Raw genomic sequence first — 20,865 nt, forward strand, 5'->3', positions numbered from 1 at the left:
AGAACAGAGGTCTCCAAAACCTCCAGTGTGGGTTCGATTCCTACTGCCCCTGCCATTTTCATATGTTTGCGGAGGGATACCGAAGTGGTCATAACGGGGCGGTCTTGAAAACCGTTAGGGCGCAAGCCCACGGGGGTTCGAATCCCTCTCCCTCCGCCACTTTTTTTAAAAAAACAATATGGCGGTCGTGGCGAAGTGGTTAACGCATCGGATTGTGGCTCCGACACTCGTGGGTTCGATTCCCATCGATCGCCCCATAATGGGCCCTTAGCTCAGTTGGTAGAGCGGTCGGCTCATAACCGATTGGTCGCAGGTTCGAGTCCTGCAGGGCCCACCACTTTTCGAAAAACCATCTTTTATTGAAAATGTGATGTTTCAATAAAAGATGGTTTTTCTCTCGTTATTTCTCATAAAAAATTATAAACGCCAAAGTGTAAGCGTATACATAATAGGGTAGAAGGAAATAAACAATATAATCACAATAAAAATAAGGCCAAAGATTGAGGAGGAATAGAGTAATTATGAAGGATAATACAATAGGTGCATATAATCTTATGGAGAATTCTTCTATGTATGGCTGGGTCATTGGAAATGGAGTCCATCAGGTAACAGAGTTAATGATGGGGCAAGAAGAAGAGGAAGAATAAAAATCCGTATATCATGTAAGATATAAAAAGCTGAGCCTTTGTTTTAAAGGGCTCAGCTTTTATTACATTAGCTATATTGAGGGCGAAGTTGTGAGCGCTTATTGACATGTGCCTCAGCACTAAGCGCAGCAATCGCTCCATCTGCCGCAGAAAGGACAGCCTGCTTGATTGGTGTCCGACGTGCGTCTCCGCCTGCGAATACGCCTGGCACGCTTGTTTGCATCATATCATCTACGTTTACATATCCATCTGTATCACGTTCCACTGCATTTTTTAAGAAGTCAGTACCTGGCTTCATGCCAGCTAAATATAAGAACACACCATCAATATCCCAGGTTTCCAGCTCTTTTTGATCGGTCTGTACAATAACCTTTTCTACGCTGTTTTCGCCTTGAATTTCTTTTACACGGTATTTTTTGTAGATTTTCACATTGGCTTTTGCCTCTAATGTTGATAGATCAGCCTGTCCCTTGATGTTTCCTGTTGGAATCAAGAAGCGTACTTCTTTACAAAACTTGGACAGCGACTCTGCTTCATGGATAGCTTCTTCATTATCTCCTGTAACAATCACAACACGATCTTGGAAGAATGCAGCGTCACACGTCGAGCAGTAGCTTACACCGCGTCCGGTGAATTCCTCTTCACCCTTAATTTTGCTTGATGGTGCTTTGGCTCCTACAGCGATGAATACGCTTTTGGCTTTAATAGTTCCTTCAGCAACCTCAAGTTTTTTAATATCCGGATCAGAGAAATCAACAGACAGTACATTTGTGCGAACAAATACAGCGCCAAAATCGTGTGCTTGTTCCTGCATGCGTGTCAGTAATTCAATACCGGTCAATTCTTCTTTTACACCTGGATAGTTGGCGATCTTATGAGTGATCGCTAGTGTACCGGCTGAAGGTGCTTTATCGATGACGAGCGTTTTCATACGGCCACGTGCTGCATAGACAGCCGCTGAAGCCCCGGCAGGGCCGCCGCCAATTGTAACAAAATCGTATACATCATCAAGTATCTTCTCATCAACCGTCTGGAAAATTCCATTCGAAGTTTCTTTGCTTAAAGCTTGCTCATTTGATGGTGCAGCAGCTTCTTCTTTTTGCGGTGCTTCATAATCTTCCGGCAGATTCAACAGCTTCTTCATTTTTGCTTCCTGGAAGCCAAGAACAAGCTTACCATTGATGTACGTAGCCGGTGTACCGAAGATTTTTTTCTGCTGCAGCTCTTCAAAATACTCGTAGTTCTCTGAGACATTGCGCTCGTCGAATTCAACACCCCAAGCGGCCAATTGTTCCTTTACTTTATGGCAGTATGGGCAGCCTTTGCTTGTATAAACAATTACATTGTTCTCCATTTACATCGCCTCCTGAAATCTCTCTTTGTTTTTTCTACAAATGTAGTATGTTTTAATCATTTTCGCTGTTTATAACTTCTAATTATTAATTTAAAACCATTATAAATAAACCTGCTTACATTATATGCAGGATTAGGAGGACTGTCAACTGTATGTTTATAAATAAAAAAGAGGCGCTTACTGCCGCCTCCGTAATCATGCATGTCATTTCGTATTAGAATTTGTCCTCTTCCGCTACGCCTTCCGGCACACAGGCAGCAACTATTTTTTCTAATTCAGGATCAAGAATGGAGATATGGAGAGGATAGAAGGAAAAGGGGGCTTCTTCATAAGCATATAGTTTTTTCAGATACTCTCTGGATTCAGTAAATAAGGCAGCGGTATCAATGCCAAGGTTGCCGTCCCATGATTCCGTGGACTTGGCTAATGCCGCTTCAAATAACTGTACAGCCCCTTCGATGTTATGGTTGCGGAAATGATGCAGACCGACGGCCACTTGCAACAGGGCTTGCAGCAGTCGATTTCGCCCCTCATTCAGCCACAACTCCTCCATCACTTCATGGCATTCATAATAATCCTGCTCTACATTAAAATAATATAAGTATTCAATATATAAGCGATGGTACATGTGAGCCGCCCCTCTCTTGTACATGTCTATAGTAGAAAAGCGTCAAAAAGGCTATGTGAGATACTGCTGTCTAATGACGGAGAGATAATCAAGACGCGGTCGGTAGCCTTCAGGAATACAATGCCCGTGTTCTTTGATGTATGAGTAAGGGATTGACTTTCGGCCGCCATGCTGTGCATCTTCCCAGAATTGAATAATATGCGAAGCATCAAGCACATAGGTTTCATTGTGTACAGTGAAGCGAATAATAGCAAAGGCGATGCCATGATGCTGCAAAATTAAGCGCATATGATGAATCTGGTGCGCATGAAAGTTACTAAGTGGAAGAGACGTCTTGTTGCGTGTTTCTTTCGCCTCAAAATCAATATGCCGCCCTTCGAATATGCCGTTATAATCGGTTGTCGAGGGCTGGCGGAAGTAGGCTTCCCTAATAACGGCTGCTGAACGGGAAGGATAGTCAACTTTTACAATCTGGATCGGCGTTGGCTTTTTATGAACGGAAGCAATGCTGTTAGCCACATAATATGTATTACTCTCGTTAAGTTCTTCTTCTAACGACATGCCGCGATTGGCAGCAGACGCTTCCTTTCCTTGGACAAGCGCAAGGAATTCTTCCGCTTTCATGCGTTCGGGGGTCTTGTTGCTGCTTTGACTGCTGATGAGAAGTTTTCCGTTCGGATAGCGAATATTTCGCAATGCGCTCCCTCCTTTTGTACTTCTAGTATAATAGCAAAAAGAAGCAAAAATTTATACTGGAAGTGAAGAAAGGAAATAAAAAAAGAGGGAGTGGAATGAATATGGATCATGTGGTGAAGCAGACATTCTCACTTGATGGCTATGATATGGAGTGCGGTAAGACGATTCCTGTAACAATAGGGTTTGAAACATATGGTGAATTAAATGCAGCGAGAAGCAATGCGATACTCGTATGCCATTTTTTCAGCGCTACCAGTCATGCTGCGGGCAAATATACCCCAGATGATGCTGAACCGGGGTGGTGGGATGGCCTTATTGGCCCAGGAAAGGCGATTGACACCAATCAATACTTTGTACTGTGTGCCGACACACTGTGCAACATTCAATGTAAGCAGCCTCATGTGATCACCACAGGGCCGAGAAGTATCAATCCGCAGACAGGTGAACGCTATGGTATGTCATTTCCTTCTTTTACATATCGAGATATGGCGGGCATTCAGCATGAGCTAATCCGCTCGTTGGGCATCGAGAAACTTGTTGCTGTTGTCGGCCCTTCAGCAGGGGGAATGCAGGCATTAAATTGGGCTGTGCATTATCCGGAGATGATGGATGCTTGCATTGCCGTTATTAGCGGCGCACAGACACCTGTACTTACCTCACTTGCTTATCTACAGGCAGCAATTGATGCCATCACGCTGGATTCGAATTGGGCGGAAGGTGCATATGAAGAAGAGAAGGAACCGCAAGAGGGTCTTCACTTAGCTCTTTCCCTTATGAATATAGCTGCGTATCAGTACGAGTGGTATGATACTTCTTTTCCTCGCGATGCAGCAAAGGATAGGGTTCACTCCTCTCCAATGCAGATGCCGCCTTTTACGCATACATTCAAAAAGGTTGTCGCTGAACGGATGAGTCCATATGATGCGAGCCATTATGTATATACTGCTCGTGCCGCTATGATGCATGACATCGCCCGAGGGTTTTCATCACTTGACGAAGCGCTTGGACGTATTCAGGCGCGTGTCCTTATGATTCCATGCACATCGGATTTATTGTTTCCGCCGCAGTACAGCCAGGAGACGGTCGATCGTATCAACCGTCTTGGCGGACGCGCCTCTTATTATGAATTTGAGAGCCCGCGCGGACATATGGCTGGGGTATTTGATACGCATCTGTTCGCTGAACCTCTTGCAGCTTTTCTACAAGGAGTAAATGACTCGAAATAAGGGAGGTCATATAATTCATGGATAAACTAGTGGATACGATTCTCACCAGACGTACAATTGGCAGGGTCGGAGAAGAGCCTGTGGCTCAGGAACATATTAAACAGATTTTAGAGGCCGGAAATTGGGCGCCAAGCCATTACAATACCCAACCGTGGAAATACTTTGTGATGACGGGGAATGGGCGAAATAAGCTAGGAGAAGCGTATGCGACCATTGCATTGCTTGAAAAAGGGGAGGGGCTCTCAGCAGAGGAGAAGAAGGAACTTCATGAAAAAAGCGTAAAAAAAGCGCTTCGCGCCCCGCTTGTTATCGCCGTAGCCTGCCTGCCGCATACAGAAGCATACGTGATCGAAGCGGAAGAATATACCGCGGTCGCGGCCAGCATTCAGAATATGCTGCTCGCTGCGCATGCGTTGGGATACGGTGCCATCTGGCGTACAGGCGGCGCATGCTATCATCCGGTTATGAAGCAGACATTCAAGCTAGGTGAGAAGGACGGTATGGTAGGATTTATTTATATTGGCAAAGCCGATATGATACGTGAATCACGGCGTGTACCTGTAGAACAGAAAACCGAGTGGTGGAGCTAACAATTGCATACAGCATAAAAAAGGAGCTGAACGGCCCTTTTCTCCCGATCGTATGATGGATAGAGAAGAGCGTTTGGCTCCTTTTTTATTCAGGTACCAGCCTATTAGAAGACCTTCTTACGATCCCGTTCTTCTTTAAGAATCTCCACGGCTTCGCGAAAGCGCTGCGAATGAATGATTTCTCGTTCGCGCAGGAAGCTTAGCGAGTCTTTTAGGTCCGGATCATCGGTCATATTGATCAGCCATTGATACGTAGCCCGTGCCTTTTCCTCCGCCGCAATATCTTCATACAGATCAGCAATCGGGTCGCCTTTGGCTGCGATATAGGCAACGGTAAAGGGGACACCTGCCGCATTTTCATAAAAAAGCGCCTTGTCATGATTGACATAGTGTGCGCCAAGCCCTGCCTTCTCCAACTCTTCCGGTGTTGCATCTTTTGTTAGCTTATATACCATTGTTGCGATCATTTCCAGATGAGCAAGCTCTTCTGTGCCGATATCATTAAGTAGGCCGATTACTTTCTCAGGCACCGTATAGCGCTGGTTCAGGTAGCGCAGAGCCGCCGCAAGTTCTCCGTCTGAACCACCATACTGTTCCGTTAAAAACTTAGCCATGCGCACGTCACACTTGCTTACCCTTACTGGATACTGCAGCTTTTTTTCATACAACCACAATGTAGGCTGCCTCCTTTGCTTTATTATACCTGCCAGGGCCAGGGAGATCTGTGCCATTGCCAGGGCGTGGGCGAAAAGCTGAAGCCTGCGGTCAGCGGTCCGTAGAGCGCCTCAAAATTTTTCTTCATTTGCATGCTGCGTTGCACAAAATCGTTATATTGGGCGATGGCCGCCTGATCGTTCGGATGCGTATCAAGATATAGATTTAATTCAACGATAATAAAATCAACCTGTTGGATTTCAAGTAGAAGCTCATAATATTTTTCGTCCACCTGTTTCAAGTATCGCCGCCTCCTCTGCCGTACTTGTCTTTGTATGGACTTTGATAGGGGGCATATAGTGCCGGCCAGAGTGTACCCTTACACAATGCTTCGGCTGGGGGATATTGAGGAAGATTGTAAGGCTGAAAGCCCAGATAAAGCTGCGGCGGCGTCTCGTACGTATTTTTGGACATGGGTGGACACGGATCAAATGGACTTACATAGACGCGGTATTTTTTACGGAATGTATGCATGCGTGTACTCCTTTCCATATGTTTCATCTTTCCTATAGATATGGAAGAGTGAGGATAGAAAGTACAGTTTTTTTAAAAAGGACAAATGTCCTTTTTCGACAAAAATCGAGTATAAAACAGGGGGAAAAGCGACCATCCTGTCGATTTTCCCTTGAAATTTTATCTAGGTATGGTATAAAGGAAAGGGCACAAAAAACATACACCGAAGGCCTGACACGGAAAATTTTAATTGTGGAGGAAAGATATGGAGTATGCAATTGTTGGCTTGCTTCTGCTTGGTATTGGGATTTTAATCTATTCATTCTATAAAGAGAAAGACCAGGCTGTGCAGTTAGAGGAAAAGGTTGAAAATCTGTCCATTCAGATTCTAAAGGAGATTCATCAGGTTCAGAACACGCTTGAGCCAAATGGAAATCGTTCGGTAAAGCAAGTGTTAAAGGAGAAAAAAGAAGGTGCTTAGAGTAACGAAGCAGGGATTGCGTGGATTTGCCTGCGGTATTCTATTCTCTGCGGCAGTCCTCTCTGTTGTATATTATAGTGAGCTTCCGCAAGCGGCAGCGCCAGTACAGGCGGAGAGCGTACAGAAAGAGGACCCTAAGAGTCAGCCGATTAAGGAAGTAAAGCTCCCGGAAGAATCTTCAACGGCCAAAGAAAGTACGGAGCCGCAGACGACTGATACGCCGCCTGCAAAGCCGCCTGCAAAGCCTGAGAAGAAAGTATATACATATCAGCTTGTGATCGGGAAGGGCATGAGTCCGGAAGAGGTTGCTAATAAGCTGGTGGAGGCACATATTCTTTCTGAGAAGAAAGAGTTTTTGAAGTACTTGAATGATTACAGTCTGATGGGATCGGTACGATTTGGTACATATGATTTGAACAGTAATATGAAGATCATTGAAATCGCACAGATCATTACAAAGACAAAAGCTAAATAAAGCGTACGCGTCATTCTTAGCCAGTCATACTAGGCAGGAAGACGCTTTTTTTTTGCAGAATTACCCACACATACATCCCTTCATTATTCGTCACGCTATAAAAGGATTCATTTGAATCCCCATACACGCATACGGGAGGGAAAAGCATATGTCGCAACGTCTGCAAGATATTATGACCCGTCAGGTGGCTACCGTCCAACCGCATCAAACACTTGAAGAAGCCGCAAGAATTATGAACGATTATAACGTAGGTGCCGTTCCGGTTGTAGAAAACGGCCAATGCGTCGGAATGATTACGGACCGCGATATTGCGATCCGTGCTTCTGCACAAAATCGTGATAGCCAAACACAAGTACGTAATGTAATGACACACAATATCGTGACGGCTCCAGCTCAAATGGATATTCATGAGGCTGCTGATCTTATGGCCAAAAACCAAATCCGTCGTCTTCCTGTAGTCGACAACAATCAGGTTGTCGGCATTGTGGCGCTTGGTGATTTGGCTGTGGAGAATATTTATCAAAACGAAGCAGGCGATGCTCTTTCTAGCATTTCCAAGCCGGGTGAGTCTGATCGTTAACAATCTCACAGGCTTTAATGGAGAAGGTCGGGGTTTATAACCCGGCCTTTTCCATTTATTCTCACGATGGAATTGGAGAAATGGACACAAACTAAGCATGGGGGGTGACTTATTATGTATACACCATATAAAGCAGGTGTCGCTGCGCTGCTCACATTTATGCTGGCAGGTACCCTTACTGCTTGTGGGCCGCGCGCTGGTACGAATAACGGAGCGAATACGCAATCTCAGACGTATCGTGTAAATCAGTACGGTACGAATGGAACAACGGTAAATGATAACCTTGGCATTCGTCCATACGGCACTCAGCAGTATGGGGTCCGTCCGGATATGGCTAGCACATATCCTTATCCAAATGCCTCACCATACCGCTACAATGCTTATAGTGTCAGTCCATCTGTCCGTACAAGTCCAATGCATGACCAAAAGAAAGCGGAACAGATGGCACGGTTGGCGGCAAACGTAGATGGAGTAACCCGTGCTACGGCGGTTGTACAGGGCAAAGAAGCCGTTATTGGGATCGAAGGCGCTACCGCAGCCAATATGAAGATGCTTGAGCGTAGTGTGCACCAAGTGATGAAGCGCGCTGAGCCTGGTTATACGATACATGTAACAGCAGATAAGAACCTAACACAGCGTATCCGCACACTCAGTACACAGATGGGCGGAGCAGGTACACGAGCGCTGCGCACTGCCGGACAGGATTTTGCTGTACTTGTGCGAGATATTGGTCGAACCATTACATCCCCATTTCGCTGACGAACCGTTATATATAAGGAGAATGCCTCGGATTGGGGCGTTCTCTTTTTCTTTTTCGAGGCGTAGAAACATGGTATAGTTAAATGTATTGATTTTACCTTTAAGAAAACGGAGGCTTTTTTACATATATGGCTACGATCGAACCGAGAAAGACATTCGCGATTATTTCGCACCCGGATGCCGGAAAGACAACAATGACAGAGAAGCTGCTGTATTTTGGCGGCGCCATTCATACGGCGGGCATGGTAAAAAGCCGTAAGTCAAAAGCGGCCACATCCGATTGGATGGAGATTGAGAAGCAGCGCGGCATTTCTGTTACTTCAAGTGTGATGCAGTTTGTGTATAACGATTATGCAATAAATATTCTGGATACGCCAGGTCACCAGGATTTCAGTGAAGATACGTATCGTACACTTACGGCTGCAGACAGCGCGGTGATGCTAATTGATGCAGCCAAAGGGGTAGAACCGCAAACAATTAAGCTTTTTGAAGTGTGCCGCATGCGCAAAATTCCAATTTTTACGTTCATTAATAAAATGGACCGTGATGCAAGAGATCCGCTAGAGCTGCTTGAAGAGTTAGAGGAAGTGCTTGGTATTCGCTCATGTCCAATGAACTGGCCGATCGGATCAGGAATTGATTTCCATGGGGTATATGACCGGGAGAAGCAGCAGGTCGAGCTGTTTAAGCGCGGTGAGAAAGAGCGCACTATGATTCCTGTCTTTCAGGATGAAGCAAATAATGCCAAGGTAAAGGAAGTCATTGGGGAGGCATTATATACAAAGCTTGAAGAGGATAGCGAACTGCTTGATATTGCAGGCGATCCGTTCGATCGTGAAAAGATTGACAATGGGCAGCTGACGCCTGTATTCTTCGGAAGTGCATTAACGAACTTCGGAGTTCAATCATTCCTTGAGTACTTTCTTCGCTTGGCCCCGTCTCCGGCAGCGCGGATGAGCGATAAAGGCTTAATCATGCCGGATCAGAAAAAGTTCTCAGGCTTTATCTTCAAGATCCAGGCTAATATGAATCCAGCACACCGCGACCGTATCGCATTTTTGCGTATCGTATCGGGAACATTTAGTCGCGGAATGTCCGTGCAGCACGTCCGAACAGGTAAGCGTGTGAAGCTCGCGCAGCCACAGCAATTTCTTGCACAAGAGCGCAGTATTGTTGAAGAAGCCTATCCGGGTGATATCATTGGTTTATTTGATCCGGGTACGTTTGGAATTGGCGATACGTTGATAGAGGGGAATCAGGCGTTCAGCTTTGAGGGAATTCCGCATTTTTCCCCGGAGATTTTCGCTCGTGTCCGTGCCAAAGACGCAATGAAGCATAAGCAGTTTAATAAAGGAATGCAACAATTAACAGAAGAGGGGGCTGTCCAATATTTCACGACAGCCGCTCCCGGCGCCGAAACGCTCATTCTCGGCGTTGTGGGCCAGTTGCAGCTAGAAGTGTTCGAACATCGGATGCGCGGTGAATATGGTGTAGAGGTAGAAATTCAGCCGTTGGGCTATTCATTGGCCCGTTGGGTAAAGGGAAATAAAAAAGAGCATGAGCTAAACTTGATCCAGTATGGAGGAAGCTTGACGGTACGGGATCGTGAAGGTCGCTTGGTCGTGCTGCTAGAGAATGAATTTGCCGAACGGTGGGCGCAGGAGAAGAATCCTGATGTGGAATTCGCCAGCACATCATACGAATAAACCAATAACTACATGTACTTGCGGATAAATGGCTTAATGCTATCAATTCCAATAGCAAAGCCAAGCCCATGGTTGTCCCTGATAATAAAGGCATTCATGCCTACAGCTTCTCCGTTCATATTAATGAGCGGTCCGCCGCTATTGCCGGGATTAATCGCGGCATCGGTTTGAATAATATCTTCATATTTCCGGCCGGCGATTTGTACCGGCCGGTTTTTTGCGCTAATAATGCCGGTCGTTACAGTATTTTCAAGGCCGAGCGGATTGCCGATGGAGATGACGAGTTCACCTACCTGGGTTTCTGTTGAAGAACCGAGGGGAAGGACAGGAAGTGGAGTGCGGCTTGTAATATGAAGCAAAGCCAGATCACGCGTTTGATCCGTCCAGATAACATCGGCTTTTTTTGTTTCACCAGATGATAATTTAACATGGATGGCTTTTGCATTATGAATAACATGCTCGCTTGTCAGAATATAGCCGCGTGGATGAATGATGAAGCCGGTACCGAAGCTGCGGCGTACTTCCTTGCCCGGTGCCTGAGAATTAGGGAATAGGAAGTGGTGCAGGATTTGTGTCATTTTTTTATTTACAGTCGTATCTTCCGTCGTAATAGAAATGATGGCTGGTTTGGCCTTCTCGACAATCGGGACGAAGAAGTTAGCTGGATGCATGTGGGAAGGTTTGCGGAAGGTACGAACTACGTGTGTTGTTTTACGTTTCAATCGTTCTCCTCCTTTCTCTCTTTCCACTAAAGAATAACGATCTAATTACAGTGTTTTATATAGTGTATGTAGCGAATAGGACAATGTGAAAGTATTATTTTCTTGCAATTCGTATAAAGCAGATATTTTTTGTTCATGCTAGAACATAGTGAAAGATGAATGCTAACGAATGTAAGGAGGATACTTGATGAATGACATGCCTATTTCGATATACACTGGACAAACGTTTAAGCCGTTTGCCTGGAAAGCAAATTTTGATATGGATTTTTCGTCCGAGTGCATATATTGTGACACAAGCAAGAATTTAAAGGGGTACGTTGTAGAAGATGAATGCGGAGATACCACTCGTGTAGCCATATGTCCTTCATGTCAAAAAATTAATGCCCGCTATTAAAATGGGTTAAAATTCCTCCTCCCTGAATACATATATGGCAAATTGATATGATGGTGTAGATGGGAGATGGGAAGGACAATGGAGAAACAGTGTACGCGCTGCGGCCATGCGATGTATTTATATTTGCGCAAATTGGTGTATATGAATCATACGCAGATTGACCATGTGCCAATGCATCGGTGCTGTTACTGTGAACATCATGAACTGGTAGAGCAGGTGAAAGAAGATTTGAAGCAATGTTTGCAGCGCCTGCAGCGGGCAGGAGATAGGCAGGCGATTTCATTTGCTGAGCACTCCGCCTTTACCCGTATGATGCTGCGGAAGGATCAATTTCATCCGCTGTTAGATGTGGATGAGAAGCTGGATTTATATTTGCTAGTCAAGACGCTGGGGGATGCGATATGGTCAAAGCAGATCCTTGATGATCTTTTCTTGGCACATAAAAAGAAATGTGAATAAAGTTTTACAATCACCAAGAAATGGAGAATATTATACGGAATCCTCCGGTCGTTTGGTAGACTTTACCCGCATCCCTCTATTACAATAGAATCAAATCGGTACAGGGGGGTACATTTCTATGGGTGGACAACAAATTGCAATTTTCGGGTTAATCGGCTCTATGGCGATTCCGCTCATTCTTTTAACCACGATGTTTATTGCCGCAAAGAGAAAAAATAAGAAAGCGTAAACAGCGCATAAAGAAAATCCCCACCTTAATAAAGGTTGGGGATTTTTTATGGTTTGCTTAGAAGTTTTGCATTGTAGACCATACATCAAGTTTTGTTTTTACGCGGTTGATAACTTCATCCGCAAACTCGCTTGTTGTAGCGCTGCCGCCCAGGTCGGCTGTACGAATGCCCTGGCTTACTGCTTCGATGGTTGATTCGTAGATCGCGCGGGAAGCCATGGCTGATTTTTGGTCATGGAAGTACGTAAGTAGGGATGCGCAAGCAAGGATCATGGCCATCGGGTTGGCAATGTTTTTGCCTTGCAGTGCTGGAGCTGTACCGTGCGGCGCTTCCACCATGACAGCTTGTGTGTTGAACTCTTCGTCGAATCCAAGCAGAACCGATTCAGCACCTGCGATTGAGCCGAACATTTGCAGAACCATATCGCTTAGGCAGTCGCCGTCGCGGTTCAGTGCAGGAATAACCATCGCATCTCCCGCAGAGGAAAGAAGGAGCGCGTATGTGGCATCGATTAGCTGCGGTTCATATTGAACGGTAGGGTAGCGTTTGCTTGCAGCATCCATCTCTTCTTTCAGCATGCCTTCATACACTGGGCTTACCGTATATTTTGGTCCTCCAAACACTTTTGCGTTTGTTTTTTGAGCATGGCGGAATGCGAACTCTGCAACGGCACGGCAAGTTTTGCGGTCAACTTTTTCCGTACGGAAGGCAATCTCATCTACGCCTTCGCCTTCGCGCCATTCTTTTGCACCGTATGCGTCGCCTACAGCCATACGAACAACGGAAATCGGAGCGTATGCGCCTGCTACAGGACGAATACCAGGGATGCGGCGTCCTGTGCGCAGAATCACTTTGCCATCAATTTCACGGCGAAGAATTGCATTCGGGCTGCCTACAGATCCTTTTTCTTCCGGTGTGATTGTCGCTGCCTTTAGACCGAAGCCTGTCCGCTTCATCGCACGAGCGGCTTCGTGAACGATTTCGTTATTTGTGGATTTACGCTTTTCAAGGCTTAGATCGTATGTTTCAAAATCAATTTCAAAGCCGATTACGTCCGGCTGGAGTACGCGTAGTGCTTCATCAAGAAGCTCTTGGCCAGTTTGGTCACCTTGCATTACAACAACAGTTCTCTTCATGTTTGTAACCACCTCTTCTGAAAATCTTACACATTCTATATTTCATAACCTCAACCTTTCTTATTATGCACGATTATGTGAAATATCTCAATTGTTATTGACAATAATTGTATGAGGAAGCATAGAAAATTTAGGGGAAAATAAAACAGGAGCAATTCGAATTTTTTCGGAGGGTGAAAACATGGTACAAAAAATGCATATGGAACCGTTAACTTCCATTGAGCTATTGCAGATAGAAGCACGAATGAGCCAAGAAGCCATGCTGTGTGAGACATATATGAATGCATCAGCTCAGACGATTACCGCAGAACTTAAGGATGTGTGCGGACAAATGGCAGTTCGCCATCAAAAAAATCATCAGCTTCTCTGCCAGATGTTGAATCAACACCAGCATCCGCCGCAGGGCATTCAATAGTATAGGGAGGTCTTGTAATGCCTGTGACAGATAAACAAATTGCAACCGAGCTTTTAGCTTACGAAAAAATGATGGTAACGGCATATGCCCAGACGGTTACCGAGATTAGCTGCCCGGAATTACGACAGGGATTTCAGCAGTTGTTGAATCATTCCATGCAGAATGTAGCAGAACTTGGTCAGGTTATGACAGCAAGCGGCTGGACATCTCCTCGTTATGCGTTTCCAGATGAGATTGAGCAAGTAGCTGCACAAGCCTCTCAAATGAATCAGAATCTGCAGCAGGCCGTACATGCATGGCAGGCAGCGGAAGCATCGGCAATGAATGCAGAGGGCGAGCGGCAGCGGCAAAATTAACAGGTGCTTATATGTGTGCATGCAAACGGTGAGTAGAGCTTGAAGTGTGGTATGATAGGGAGAAAGATGATTCATCGAAAGGAGAATAAAGAGATGAAAGAACTTACTACAATCGAAGAGTTAAATCAATTCCTAGAGGAAAATCCGGAAGCGGTTTTGCTCAAGCATAGCACGACGTGTCCTATTAGCACCGGTGCATACAATGAATTTATGCAGTATACAAAGAATGAGGGGATAAAACCGTGGGCGCTTGTCATTGTACAGACAGCCCGTCCTGTTTCAACGGAAATTGCCGAGCGTTTCGGCATTAAGCATGAATCTCCGCAGGTGCTGTATGTAAAAGACGGCAGCGTGGCATGGCATACATCACATTGGAATATTACAGAGAAGAATTTAAAGAGCGCTATCGCATAATTTTTAAAGATAATAACAGGGCATAGGAGAGAAAAATCCTATGCCCTGTTATTCTATTCCCACTTGAATTCGAGCACATCTCCAGTGTGAATCGGGTCTTGAAAGGATGCAGGAGACTCATTGATGGTAATGACAAGGTTCTTTCCCGGTTCGGTTGCGTGCAGTGTCTCGTTTACATAGCGGAATACGTCACTGAATACAGGCTCACGCTTGAAGCGTACTTCTGTGGTAACCGCTGCATGTGCACGGATGGTATCTGTGAGCTGAACCGGTTCGCCGTCAAGACGTACCTCCATCTCGCTTACGGGAATGGTGAGGGTCTGTCCGTTAAACGTAACGATGGTATGAATCTCAGTCTGGTCTTCGAGCGGCAATATATCGGCGATGGCCGGAAACTGCACCGCCTCCTGACTGTAGGTGATCGCATCATTACGCCTGATTTTTTCATCAAGATGTGCCTTGTGTTTATTTACCGTAAAAGTGTACATAGAATAATCATAATGCATCGGCTTTCCATTCACGGTAAAGGAGAGACGCCGCTTCTCCATCTCCTGTGTATATATGTGCGCAGCTATAAGTACTTCCCGTAGGGTAGAGGGAAGTCGAATTTCCATTTCATCCCGATCCTGCAGCGGAGCGTTCCAGTCCGCTTCTTGTCCATTCACCAACAGGAGAGGAGAAAGTGAGAGCGGTGTATCATTTATAGTCACATCAAGCGTATCAATGCTTTCATTCTGGGCAAGTTCAATCGGTTTTACGGTAGCAGGTGCGCCATCTTGTCCGGCTGAGAATGTTAGGCGATCTTCTGCCTGCACCGGGGCATCTAGCGGCACGGGTTCACCGTTAAGCAGCAAGAGAGGCGATGTGCCATGGCTACCTGGGATGATCCTCATTTTTCCATTGACATGCACGGTCATCGCAAGGCCGGGACGTCCGTGCATTCGTTTGATATCCACTCCCGCATACAGCAGTACGTCACCTACGGTCATCTGCTTCAAATCAAAAATACGTAAGGACTCTTCGTTCACATATACGGTTAAGTATTTAATAGGATGTTTCTCCGCAGCTACGGCAATGCCTAACGGTGTAACGAATTCTGGTCCGCTGAGATCGGCCTTATCTGTAAACGACTGGATTGCGTCCGCACCTCGCACGGCTACACGCGCGACAGGCAGTTGGAGACGCTCCGCTATTTTTTGCGGCAGTCCAGGAGTCAGACTTCCTCCGCCAATCAGCATGACAGCTTGTGGTGCTCGCCCATTCAGCTCGATAATCCGGTTGCTGATCAGTGTGGCTAGGTTATTGATATCCTCATCAACTTGTCCGGTAATCTCCTCCCGTGTACATGTGTATTCCATCCCGAGAATATCGGAGAAAGTAATCTCTTCTTCCACAGACAATTGGCGCTTGACCTCTTCTGCAATCGTGAAGTCAAGCAGGTATGCTTGGCTAAGCGCATCCGTAATTTCATCTCCGGCAGTAGGAACCATGCCGTAGGCGGTTACTGTCCCATCTCCCGTAATAGCGATATCTGATGTGCCTGCCCCGATATCAACGAGCGCTACGTTAAGTCTGCGCATCGTAGCCGGGACAAGGACATTGATGGCCGCGATCGGCTCTAGCGTAAGCGCGCGCATCTTCAGATCGGCTCGTTTGAGGGCGGCGACAAGCGAATCGACAACCATACGAGGCAGAAAAGTTGCGATTACTTCAACACGTGCTTCCTTGCCGCGCTGATCCATTAGGCTGCCAATCATTTCGCCATCCAGATAATAATTCACAACGCTGTATCCAACGCAATAATATTGGGTAAAATCATTTGTATTTTGTGACTCGGCCAGAGCATGCTGTGCTTTTTGCACCGCTGATAATTCAAGCGTAAGTATATCATTGCGGCTAAGCTGGCCAACTCCTGTAATCTCTTCGGCAGTCTCGATGCGCTGCGTATGGAGAGAGCGGCCTGCCGCAGCGACGGCCACATCGTGTAACGTAAGAGAAAGCTTGGCCTCTAGCCGTTGCTTAATACGCGAGATGACATCGGCAACAGCCACGACGTCATGGATTTGTCCATCAAGCATAGAACGCTCTTCGTGTTCTTCGCGCTCATAGCCAAGTACGGCGAACTTGCCGCCGGGAGCCGGTTCTACTACAAGTCCGACTACGCTGCGTGTACCGATATCAAGGGCGAATATTTGTTTTTTATTTTCTTCGTACATGTCTTGCAGCTCCTTCAAAGAAATACCTTATAGTGATGTAGGGAATAAGTAAGGTATTCGCGGTATACAAAGAAATTCCTTTTTCCTATTTTCATTGAAGGGCTGACAAAGTAAAAAGAATAGTCTATAATACACTTTAAATATTTTTTGAAAATCTTTTGAAAATGTTCTGAGAATAAAGTACAAGAGGTGGAGAGAAGATGAGCAACGAAAAGTTAGAGCAGCTTCGCAGCGATCTCGATTCAGTCAATCTGCAGATTCTGGAGCTGATTAACAGACGAGCTGAGCTGGTGCAAGAAATCGGAAAGGTGAAGCTTAAGCAAGGTATTAACCGTTTCGATCCTGAGCGGGAACGCGCTATGTTAAACTTGATTATCGAGAATAATCAGGGCCCGTTTGAAGATGGAACCATTCAGCACCTGTTCAAGCAAATCTTCAAGGCATCTCTTGAGTTGCAGAAAGATAATCATAGCAAAGCGCTCCTCGTAAGTCGTAAGAAGAAGCAGGAGAATACCGTAGTCACACTTGGAGCGGCGCGCGTAGGTGGCGACGAGCCAGTTCTGGTCGCAGGTCCGTGTTCTGTAGAATCGTACGAGCAAGTACGTAAAGTAGGCGAGACACTTAAAGCGAACGGAATTACGCTGTTAAGAGGCGGAGCATTTAAACCACGTACGTCTCCATACGACTTCCAGGGTCTTGGTGAAGAAGGTCTAAAAATTCTGCGTCAGGTAGCTGATGAGTTCGACTTAAAAGTTGTCAGTGAGATCGTCACACCGGGTGATATTGAGATGGCGACCCACTACGTCGATGTCATTCAGATCGGTGCTCGTAATATGCAGAATTTTGAACTATTAAAAGCAGCCGGCCGTGTAAAAACACCGGTTTTATTAAAACGTGGCCTTGCAGCCACCATCGAAGAGTTTATTCATGCCGCAGAGTATATTGTATCGGGCGGTAATGATCAGGTGATGCTCTGTGAGCGTGGTATTCGCACATATGAGAAAGCGACCCGTAATACGCTTGATATTTCAGCTGTACCTATTCTAAAGCAGGAAACGCATTTACCGGTATTCGTAGATGTTACACATTCGACAGGACGCCGTGATATTCTGCTTCCGACAGCGAAAGCCGCGTTGGCTGTAGGTGCGGACGGAGTAATGATCGAAGTGCATCCAGACCCGGATGTGGCGTTATCTGACGCTAAGCAGCAGATTAATATTCCGCAGTTCAACGAATTCGTAACAAAACTACGTGAATCCGGTCTGTATAAAGTAAGCGCACCGGTAGTATAGGACAATATGAGAAGTAAAGGCCGTCAGGAACCTCCTGGCGGTCTTTTTTATGCAAGCGCAGAACGTACATAAACCAGGTAGAGAAGGCGCATCCTAAAGCCAACAATTCTTAATGGAACAGGGTGACGCATATGTTGTGCAAATACAAGAAGAAGCAAAGGCTCCTTACCACGCTTCTCGCAGTTGCATCAATAGCTGTCACAGCAGGATGCGGCGGGCAAAAAATTCAGAGCGAACAAACAAAGACACCGATTGAGGGACCGATGTCGTTTGAACATACAACGCCGAATCTAAATGCAGCACAGCGTAAAGAGGTTATCAAGGCAATTGAAGAAGCGGAGGCAAGGGTGCAGCGAGCCGTAGCGCGCACGCAGGCTATGTATATAAAGAACCAACCGGTTTCTACGTATCTTGATTTCACAAGTAAAAAGCAGCTCTACGATTATTATGCTAAGAATTGGAGCGAGCAGCTAGCTACACAGCTTACCCATGAAACCATTGATTTGAATTATTCTATCCCGGGTCAGGGATTAGCCGTGAATGCAACATTTCGGCAGGTGAGTCCGCTGTCTATGCGTCTGCCGCAAACACGGATTACATCCTATTATAAAAACACTGCTATTGTGGAGTATGTAGGCAAGGTGGAAAATGGCCAGACGTATCGGATACAATATACGCTTATGAAAAGTAATGAAAACGACCGTTGGCTGGTTGCTCATAAAGCGATTAGCCAGGGAGGCGTTGGTCCGTATATAGGAAATAAAAAAGGAAGATAGGTATGTACAGACAGACCGGCGCGCAATCGAGGGTTTGTCTGTTTCTTTTTGTTAAACTTTATGTGAATCCGATTGCATACAAAGGTAATTTATAATATGATAAGTGAAAAATTATGAAAATGAATGAAAACTCATCATTTACATCACAGCAAACTGTAGTAGGAGGAGTTACGATTGCCAGTTACAATTTATGATGTGGCAAGAGAAGCGGGCGTTTCAATGGCAACCGTTTCTCGTGTCGTTAATGGAAATCCGAATGTAAAGCCTTCCACAAGGAAGAAGGTACTTGCCGCAATTGAGCAGTTGGGGTATCGCCCAAATGCAGTGGCAAGAGGACTTGCAAGCAAGCGTACGACAACGGTTGGCGTAGTCATTCCGGATATCGCAAGCCCGTTTTTCGCGGAACTAGCGCGTGGGATTGATGATATCGCCAGCATGTATAAATACAACATTATTTTATGTGATTCAGATGAGCGTATCGAACGTGAGCTGCACTTAACCAATACGCTCCTAGAGAAGCAGGTGGACGGTATCGTATTTATGGGCCGTGAAATTACCGAGAATCACATGCAGGTATTTACCACGGCGGCTGTGCCGATTGTACTTGCAGGCACGAAGGACCCGACCGGACAGCTTCCGTCCGTCGATATTAGCCATTACGAAGCGGGCTATGATGCCACGAAGTATCTAATTGAGAAGGGCCATAAGCATATTGCTATGGTCACAGGTCCGCTTATTGATCCGCTGGCAGGCATGCGGCGTTTTGATGGGTATAAGAAAGCGATGGAAGAAGCAGGATTGTCATTTAAAGACAGTCATGTATACAATGGGAACTTCCGTTATGAATCCGGTTTGGAAGCTGTAGACCAGTTCATGTCGTTGGTAAAACAGCCGACAGCGATATTTGCGGCGAGTGACGAGATGGCAGTCGGTGTCATTCATGGCATTCAGGATCGTGGCCTGCGCGTGCCGGAAGATATAGAAGTGATTGGCTTTGATAACACTCGCCTCGCTGAAATGGTGCGACCGCGTCTGACAACGGTCGTGCAGCCGATGTATGATATCGGTGCGGTAGCCATGCGTCTGCTAACCAAATATATGAACAATGAAAAGGTGGAGAACCATATCGTGCTTCTGCCGCATCGCATCGAGGAGAGGCAGTCTACGAAAGCACAAGACAGCGGCCAAACAGAAAAAGAAGCGGAATAAGGGGAGCAGGTATGAGAATCGGAATTATTGGAGCGATGGACGAGGAAATAGCCTTGTATAAGGATGGAATGAATCTTACGCGCGAGACATCCAAGGCAGGTATTACGTATTATGAAGGCCAATGGGAAGATAAAGAGGTTGTATTGTGCAAGTGTGGTGTCGGCAAAGTAAACGCCAGTGTATGCACGCAAATTCTGCTTGATGCTTTTGGAGTAGATGCCGTCATCTTCACCGGTGTGGCCGGTGCGCTGCATCCTGACCTGGAGATTGGTGATATTGTCGTAGCGACAGATTGCCAGCACCATGACATGGATGTAACAGCACTGGGTTTTCCGCGTGGCGTGATTCCGTTTACAGAGATTTCCGTATTTGATGCTGATGAGAAGCTGGTAAGCGCTGCGGTAAAGGCAAGCGAGCAGGTAACATCCGGTAAGACAATGACCGGACGCATTCTCTCAGGAGACCAGTTTATCGCCAACCGTGATACGGTACGTGAATTATATGAGACCATGCAGGGGATGTGCACGGAGATGGAGGGAGCGGCGGTAGCACAAGTATGTGTTATGAATGGAGTGCCATTCGTCGTGATTCGTTCGATGTCGGATAAGGCAGACGGTTCTGCACATGTCAATTTCCCAGAGTTTACAAAGCTTGCTTCGCAGCGATCGTATGAAATTGTTAAGAAGATGCTCGTACACATCTAAATAAGGCTATGCATTTCATTTGCGGAAAGTAGTGATATGAATATGAGATATTGGCTTGTTCCTATCTTGTTATATGCTGCTGTTTGTTTAATCGGGATGACAGCCCCTGCCTCTGAAGGATATGATGCGGTTGCTTGGAAGTTATTTGTTTCTCAAGTCGTTGCTATTCCTGTATTACTCGTAGCCTCTGTACTTTCTTTCTATGTGAAAAAGAAACAGGCGATCAGATAAAC

The 20,865-nt window shown here is 45.9% G+C and carries 26 protein-coding genes and 3 tRNA genes; 20 read left to right on the forward strand and 9 right to left on the reverse strand.

Annotated elements, in window-relative coordinates; all coding sequences use genetic code 11:
• Positions 1-70 precede the first annotated feature (70 nt).
• The 4 genes from AB3351_RS06265 (at position 71) to AB3351_RS06280 (ending at position 647) form a co-directional block, all read left to right on the forward strand.
• A tRNA-Ser gene (locus AB3351_RS06265) sits at positions 71-159 on the forward strand.
• Positions 160-181: 22 nt separating this feature from the next.
• Positions 182-257, forward strand: a tRNA-His gene (locus AB3351_RS06270).
• Between the two features lie 4 nt (positions 258-261).
• Positions 262-337: transfer RNA gene (locus tag AB3351_RS06275), tRNA-Ile, on the forward strand.
• Between the two features lie 184 nt (positions 338-521).
• Positions 522-647: a hypothetical protein gene (locus tag AB3351_RS06280; RefSeq protein ID WP_371146283.1), complete on the forward strand. Its 126-nt coding sequence runs from the start codon at positions 522-524 to the stop codon at positions 645-647.
• Positions 648-714: 67 nt separating this feature from the next.
• On the opposite strand, the gene AB3351_RS06285 is transcribed toward AB3351_RS06280, so the two are convergent.
• The 3 genes from AB3351_RS06285 to recU form a co-directional block, all read right to left on the reverse strand.
• On the reverse strand, positions 715-2,001 hold the full coding sequence (locus AB3351_RS06285; protein ID WP_371146284.1) for an FAD-dependent oxidoreductase: 1,287 nt from the start codon (positions 1,999-2,001) through the stop codon (positions 715-717).
• Between the two features lie 214 nt (positions 2,002-2,215).
• A complete protein-coding gene (locus tag AB3351_RS06290; protein WP_371146285.1) occupies positions 2,216-2,629 on the reverse strand; it encodes a DUF309 domain-containing protein in 414 nt (137 codons plus the stop codon).
• Positions 2,630-2,680: 51 nt separating this feature from the next.
• Positions 2,681-3,316 (reverse strand): Holliday junction resolvase RecU, encoded by a 636-nt coding sequence (recU, locus tag AB3351_RS06295; RefSeq protein ID WP_371146829.1) that lies wholly within the window; start codon positions 3,314-3,316, stop codon positions 2,681-2,683.
• Positions 3,317-3,426: 110 nt separating this feature from the next.
• On the opposite strand from recU, the gene AB3351_RS06300 reads away from it, so the two are divergent.
• The gene (locus AB3351_RS06300) at positions 3,427-4,551 is read left to right on the forward strand and encodes an alpha/beta fold hydrolase (protein WP_371146830.1); all 1,125 of its coding nucleotides are present in this window, start codon (positions 3,427-3,429) and stop codon (positions 4,549-4,551) included.
• Between the two features lie 17 nt (positions 4,552-4,568).
• Positions 4,569-5,141 (forward strand): nitroreductase family protein, encoded by a 573-nt coding sequence (locus tag AB3351_RS06305; protein WP_371146286.1) that lies wholly within the window; start codon positions 4,569-4,571, stop codon positions 5,139-5,141.
• A 104-nt stretch (positions 5,142-5,245) separates the two neighbouring features.
• Here the strand turns inward: AB3351_RS06305 and AB3351_RS06310 are convergent, their stop codons facing one another.
• From AB3351_RS06310 to AB3351_RS06320, 3 genes are read right to left on the reverse strand one after another with little or no spacing between them, the layout of a single operon-like run.
• On the reverse strand, positions 5,246-5,815 hold the full coding sequence (locus AB3351_RS06310; protein ID WP_371146287.1) for a manganese catalase family protein: 570 nt from the start codon (positions 5,813-5,815) through the stop codon (positions 5,246-5,248).
• 23 nt (positions 5,816-5,838) lie between these two features.
• On the reverse strand, positions 5,839-6,096 hold the full coding sequence (locus AB3351_RS06315) for a spore coat protein CotJB (protein WP_371146288.1): 258 nt from the start codon (positions 6,094-6,096) through the stop codon (positions 5,839-5,841).
• Positions 6,093-6,329 (reverse strand): spore coat associated protein CotJA, encoded by a 237-nt coding sequence (locus tag AB3351_RS06320; protein WP_371146289.1) that lies wholly within the window; start codon positions 6,327-6,329, stop codon positions 6,093-6,095. Before AB3351_RS06320 ends, AB3351_RS06315 begins: the two co-directional genes overlap by 4 nt.
• A 244-nt stretch (positions 6,330-6,573) precedes the next feature.
• Here AB3351_RS06320 and AB3351_RS06325 point away from each other — a divergent pair, with 244 nt between their 5' ends.
• The 5 genes from AB3351_RS06325 to AB3351_RS06345 all read left to right on the forward strand — a co-directional run bounded on the left by AB3351_RS06325 (position 6,574) and on the right by AB3351_RS06345 (position 10,309).
• The gene (locus AB3351_RS06325; protein ID WP_371146290.1) at positions 6,574-6,789 is read left to right on the forward strand and encodes a hypothetical protein; all 216 of its coding nucleotides are present in this window, start codon (positions 6,574-6,576) and stop codon (positions 6,787-6,789) included.
• Positions 6,782-7,264: a hypothetical protein gene (locus AB3351_RS06330; RefSeq protein WP_371146291.1), complete on the forward strand. Its 483-nt coding sequence runs from the start codon at positions 6,782-6,784 to the stop codon at positions 7,262-7,264. The genes AB3351_RS06325 and AB3351_RS06330 overlap by 8 nt, the downstream gene beginning before the upstream one ends.
• Before the next feature lie 148 nt (positions 7,265-7,412).
• Complete coding sequence (locus AB3351_RS06335; RefSeq protein WP_371146292.1) at positions 7,413-7,844, forward strand: CBS domain-containing protein; 432 nt, start codon at positions 7,413-7,415, stop codon at positions 7,842-7,844.
• Between the two features lie 114 nt (positions 7,845-7,958).
• Positions 7,959-8,603 (forward strand): YhcN/YlaJ family sporulation lipoprotein, encoded by a 645-nt coding sequence (locus tag AB3351_RS06340; RefSeq protein WP_371146293.1) that lies wholly within the window; start codon positions 7,959-7,961, stop codon positions 8,601-8,603.
• 128 nt (positions 8,604-8,731) lie between these two features.
• A complete protein-coding gene (locus tag AB3351_RS06345) occupies positions 8,732-10,309 on the forward strand; it encodes a peptide chain release factor 3 (protein WP_371146294.1) in 1,578 nt (525 codons plus the stop codon).
• Between the two features lie 8 nt (positions 10,310-10,317).
• On the opposite strand, the gene AB3351_RS06350 is transcribed toward AB3351_RS06345, so the two are convergent.
• The gene (locus tag AB3351_RS06350) at positions 10,318-11,031 is read right to left on the reverse strand and encodes a S1C family serine protease (protein ID WP_371146295.1); all 714 of its coding nucleotides are present in this window, start codon (positions 11,029-11,031) and stop codon (positions 10,318-10,320) included.
• Between the two features lie 472 nt (positions 11,032-11,503).
• On the opposite strand from AB3351_RS06350, the gene AB3351_RS06355 reads away from it, so the two are divergent.
• On the forward strand, positions 11,504-11,884 hold the full coding sequence (locus AB3351_RS06355) for a hypothetical protein (RefSeq protein WP_371146296.1): 381 nt from the start codon (positions 11,504-11,506) through the stop codon (positions 11,882-11,884).
• A 286-nt stretch (positions 11,885-12,170) separates the two neighbouring features.
• On the opposite strand, the gene AB3351_RS06360 is transcribed toward AB3351_RS06355, so the two are convergent.
• A complete protein-coding gene (locus AB3351_RS06360; protein ID WP_371146297.1) occupies positions 12,171-13,250 on the reverse strand; it encodes an isocitrate/isopropylmalate family dehydrogenase in 1,080 nt (359 codons plus the stop codon).
• Between the two features lie 181 nt (positions 13,251-13,431).
• Between AB3351_RS06360 and AB3351_RS06365 the strand changes: the two genes are divergently transcribed.
• The 3 genes from AB3351_RS06365 (at position 13,432) to ytxJ (ending at position 14,435) form a co-directional block, all read left to right on the forward strand.
• Entirely contained in the window at positions 13,432-13,665 is a 234-nt protein-coding gene (locus AB3351_RS06365; RefSeq protein WP_371146298.1) for a hypothetical protein, read from the forward strand.
• 17 nt (positions 13,666-13,682) lie between these two features.
• On the forward strand, positions 13,683-14,021 hold the full coding sequence (locus AB3351_RS06370; protein WP_371146299.1) for a spore coat protein: 339 nt from the start codon (positions 13,683-13,685) through the stop codon (positions 14,019-14,021).
• Positions 14,022-14,114: 93 nt separating this feature from the next.
• Positions 14,115-14,435, forward strand: coding sequence for a bacillithiol system redox-active protein YtxJ (gene ytxJ / locus AB3351_RS06375; protein ID WP_371146300.1), 321 nt, complete (start codon positions 14,115-14,117; stop codon positions 14,433-14,435).
• Positions 14,436-14,488: 53 nt separating this feature from the next.
• Here the strand turns inward: ytxJ and AB3351_RS06380 are convergent, their stop codons facing one another.
• On the reverse strand, positions 14,489-16,651 hold the full coding sequence (locus AB3351_RS06380) for a cell division protein FtsA (protein WP_371146301.1): 2,163 nt from the start codon (positions 16,649-16,651) through the stop codon (positions 14,489-14,491).
• A 200-nt stretch (positions 16,652-16,851) separates the two neighbouring features.
• Here AB3351_RS06380 and AB3351_RS06385 point away from each other — a divergent pair, with 200 nt between their 5' ends.
• The 5 genes from AB3351_RS06385 (at position 16,852) to AB3351_RS06405 (ending at position 20,863) form a co-directional block, all read left to right on the forward strand.
• A complete protein-coding gene (locus tag AB3351_RS06385; RefSeq protein ID WP_371146302.1) occupies positions 16,852-17,943 on the forward strand; it encodes a bifunctional 3-deoxy-7-phosphoheptulonate synthase/chorismate mutase in 1,092 nt (363 codons plus the stop codon).
• Positions 17,944-18,074: 131 nt separating this feature from the next.
• Positions 18,075-18,719 (forward strand): hypothetical protein, encoded by a 645-nt coding sequence (locus tag AB3351_RS06390; RefSeq protein WP_371146303.1) that lies wholly within the window; start codon positions 18,075-18,077, stop codon positions 18,717-18,719.
• 174 nt (positions 18,720-18,893) lie between these two features.
• Positions 18,894-19,928 (forward strand): catabolite control protein A, encoded by a 1,035-nt coding sequence (gene ccpA / locus AB3351_RS06395; protein WP_371146304.1) that lies wholly within the window; start codon positions 18,894-18,896, stop codon positions 19,926-19,928.
• 11 nt (positions 19,929-19,939) lie between these two features.
• Entirely contained in the window at positions 19,940-20,632 is a 693-nt protein-coding gene (locus AB3351_RS06400) for a 5'-methylthioadenosine/adenosylhomocysteine nucleosidase (protein ID WP_371146305.1), read from the forward strand.
• Positions 20,633-20,668: 36 nt separating this feature from the next.
• Positions 20,669-20,863, forward strand: coding sequence for a DUF4017 family protein (locus AB3351_RS06405; protein WP_371146306.1), 195 nt, complete (start codon positions 20,669-20,671; stop codon positions 20,861-20,863).
• Positions 20,864-20,865: the final 2 nt, after the last annotated feature.

The sequence above is a fragment of the Aneurinibacillus sp. REN35 genome (assembly GCF_041379945.2).
In the GTDB taxonomy this organism is placed as follows: Bacteria; Bacillota; Bacilli; order Aneurinibacillales; family Aneurinibacillaceae; genus Aneurinibacillus.

Coding starts and splice junctions, on each gene's coding strand:
- AB3351_RS06280 (WP_371146283.1), top strand. CDS start 522: ATGAAGGATAATACAATAGGTGCATATAATCTTATGGAGAATTCTTCT.
- AB3351_RS06285 (WP_371146284.1), bottom strand. CDS start 2,001: ATGGAGAACAATGTAATTGTTTATACAAGCAAAGGCTGCCCATACTGC.
- AB3351_RS06290 (WP_371146285.1), bottom strand. CDS start 2,629: ATGTACCATCGCTTATATATTGAATACTTATATTATTTTAATGTAGAG.
- AB3351_RS06300 (WP_371146830.1), top strand. CDS start 3,427: ATGGATCATGTGGTGAAGCAGACATTCTCACTTGATGGCTATGATATG.
- AB3351_RS06305 (WP_371146286.1), top strand. CDS start 4,569: ATGGATAAACTAGTGGATACGATTCTCACCAGACGTACAATTGGCAGG.
- AB3351_RS06320 (WP_371146289.1), bottom strand. CDS start 6,329: ATGCATACATTCCGTAAAAAATACCGCGTCTATGTAAGTCCATTTGAT.
- AB3351_RS06325 (WP_371146290.1), top strand. CDS start 6,574: ATGGAGTATGCAATTGTTGGCTTGCTTCTGCTTGGTATTGGGATTTTA.
- AB3351_RS06335 (WP_371146292.1), top strand. CDS start 7,413: ATGTCGCAACGTCTGCAAGATATTATGACCCGTCAGGTGGCTACCGTC.
- AB3351_RS06340 (WP_371146293.1), top strand. CDS start 7,959: ATGTATACACCATATAAAGCAGGTGTCGCTGCGCTGCTCACATTTATG.
- AB3351_RS06345 (WP_371146294.1), top strand. CDS start 8,732: ATGGCTACGATCGAACCGAGAAAGACATTCGCGATTATTTCGCACCCG.
- AB3351_RS06355 (WP_371146296.1), top strand. CDS start 11,504: ATGGAGAAACAGTGTACGCGCTGCGGCCATGCGATGTATTTATATTTG.
- AB3351_RS06360 (WP_371146297.1), bottom strand. CDS start 13,250: ATGAAGAGAACTGTTGTTGTAATGCAAGGTGACCAAACTGGCCAAGAG.
- AB3351_RS06365 (WP_371146298.1), top strand. CDS start 13,432: ATGGTACAAAAAATGCATATGGAACCGTTAACTTCCATTGAGCTATTG.
- AB3351_RS06370 (WP_371146299.1), top strand. CDS start 13,683: ATGCCTGTGACAGATAAACAAATTGCAACCGAGCTTTTAGCTTACGAA.
- ytxJ (WP_371146300.1), top strand. CDS start 14,115: ATGAAAGAACTTACTACAATCGAAGAGTTAAATCAATTCCTAGAGGAA.
- AB3351_RS06380 (WP_371146301.1), bottom strand. CDS start 16,651: ATGTACGAAGAAAATAAAAAACAAATATTCGCCCTTGATATCGGTACA.
- AB3351_RS06385 (WP_371146302.1), top strand. CDS start 16,852: ATGAGCAACGAAAAGTTAGAGCAGCTTCGCAGCGATCTCGATTCAGTC.
- AB3351_RS06390 (WP_371146303.1), top strand. CDS start 18,075: ATGTTGTGCAAATACAAGAAGAAGCAAAGGCTCCTTACCACGCTTCTC.
- AB3351_RS06400 (WP_371146305.1), top strand. CDS start 19,940: ATGAGAATCGGAATTATTGGAGCGATGGACGAGGAAATAGCCTTGTAT.
- AB3351_RS06405 (WP_371146306.1), top strand. CDS start 20,669: ATGAATATGAGATATTGGCTTGTTCCTATCTTGTTATATGCTGCTGTT.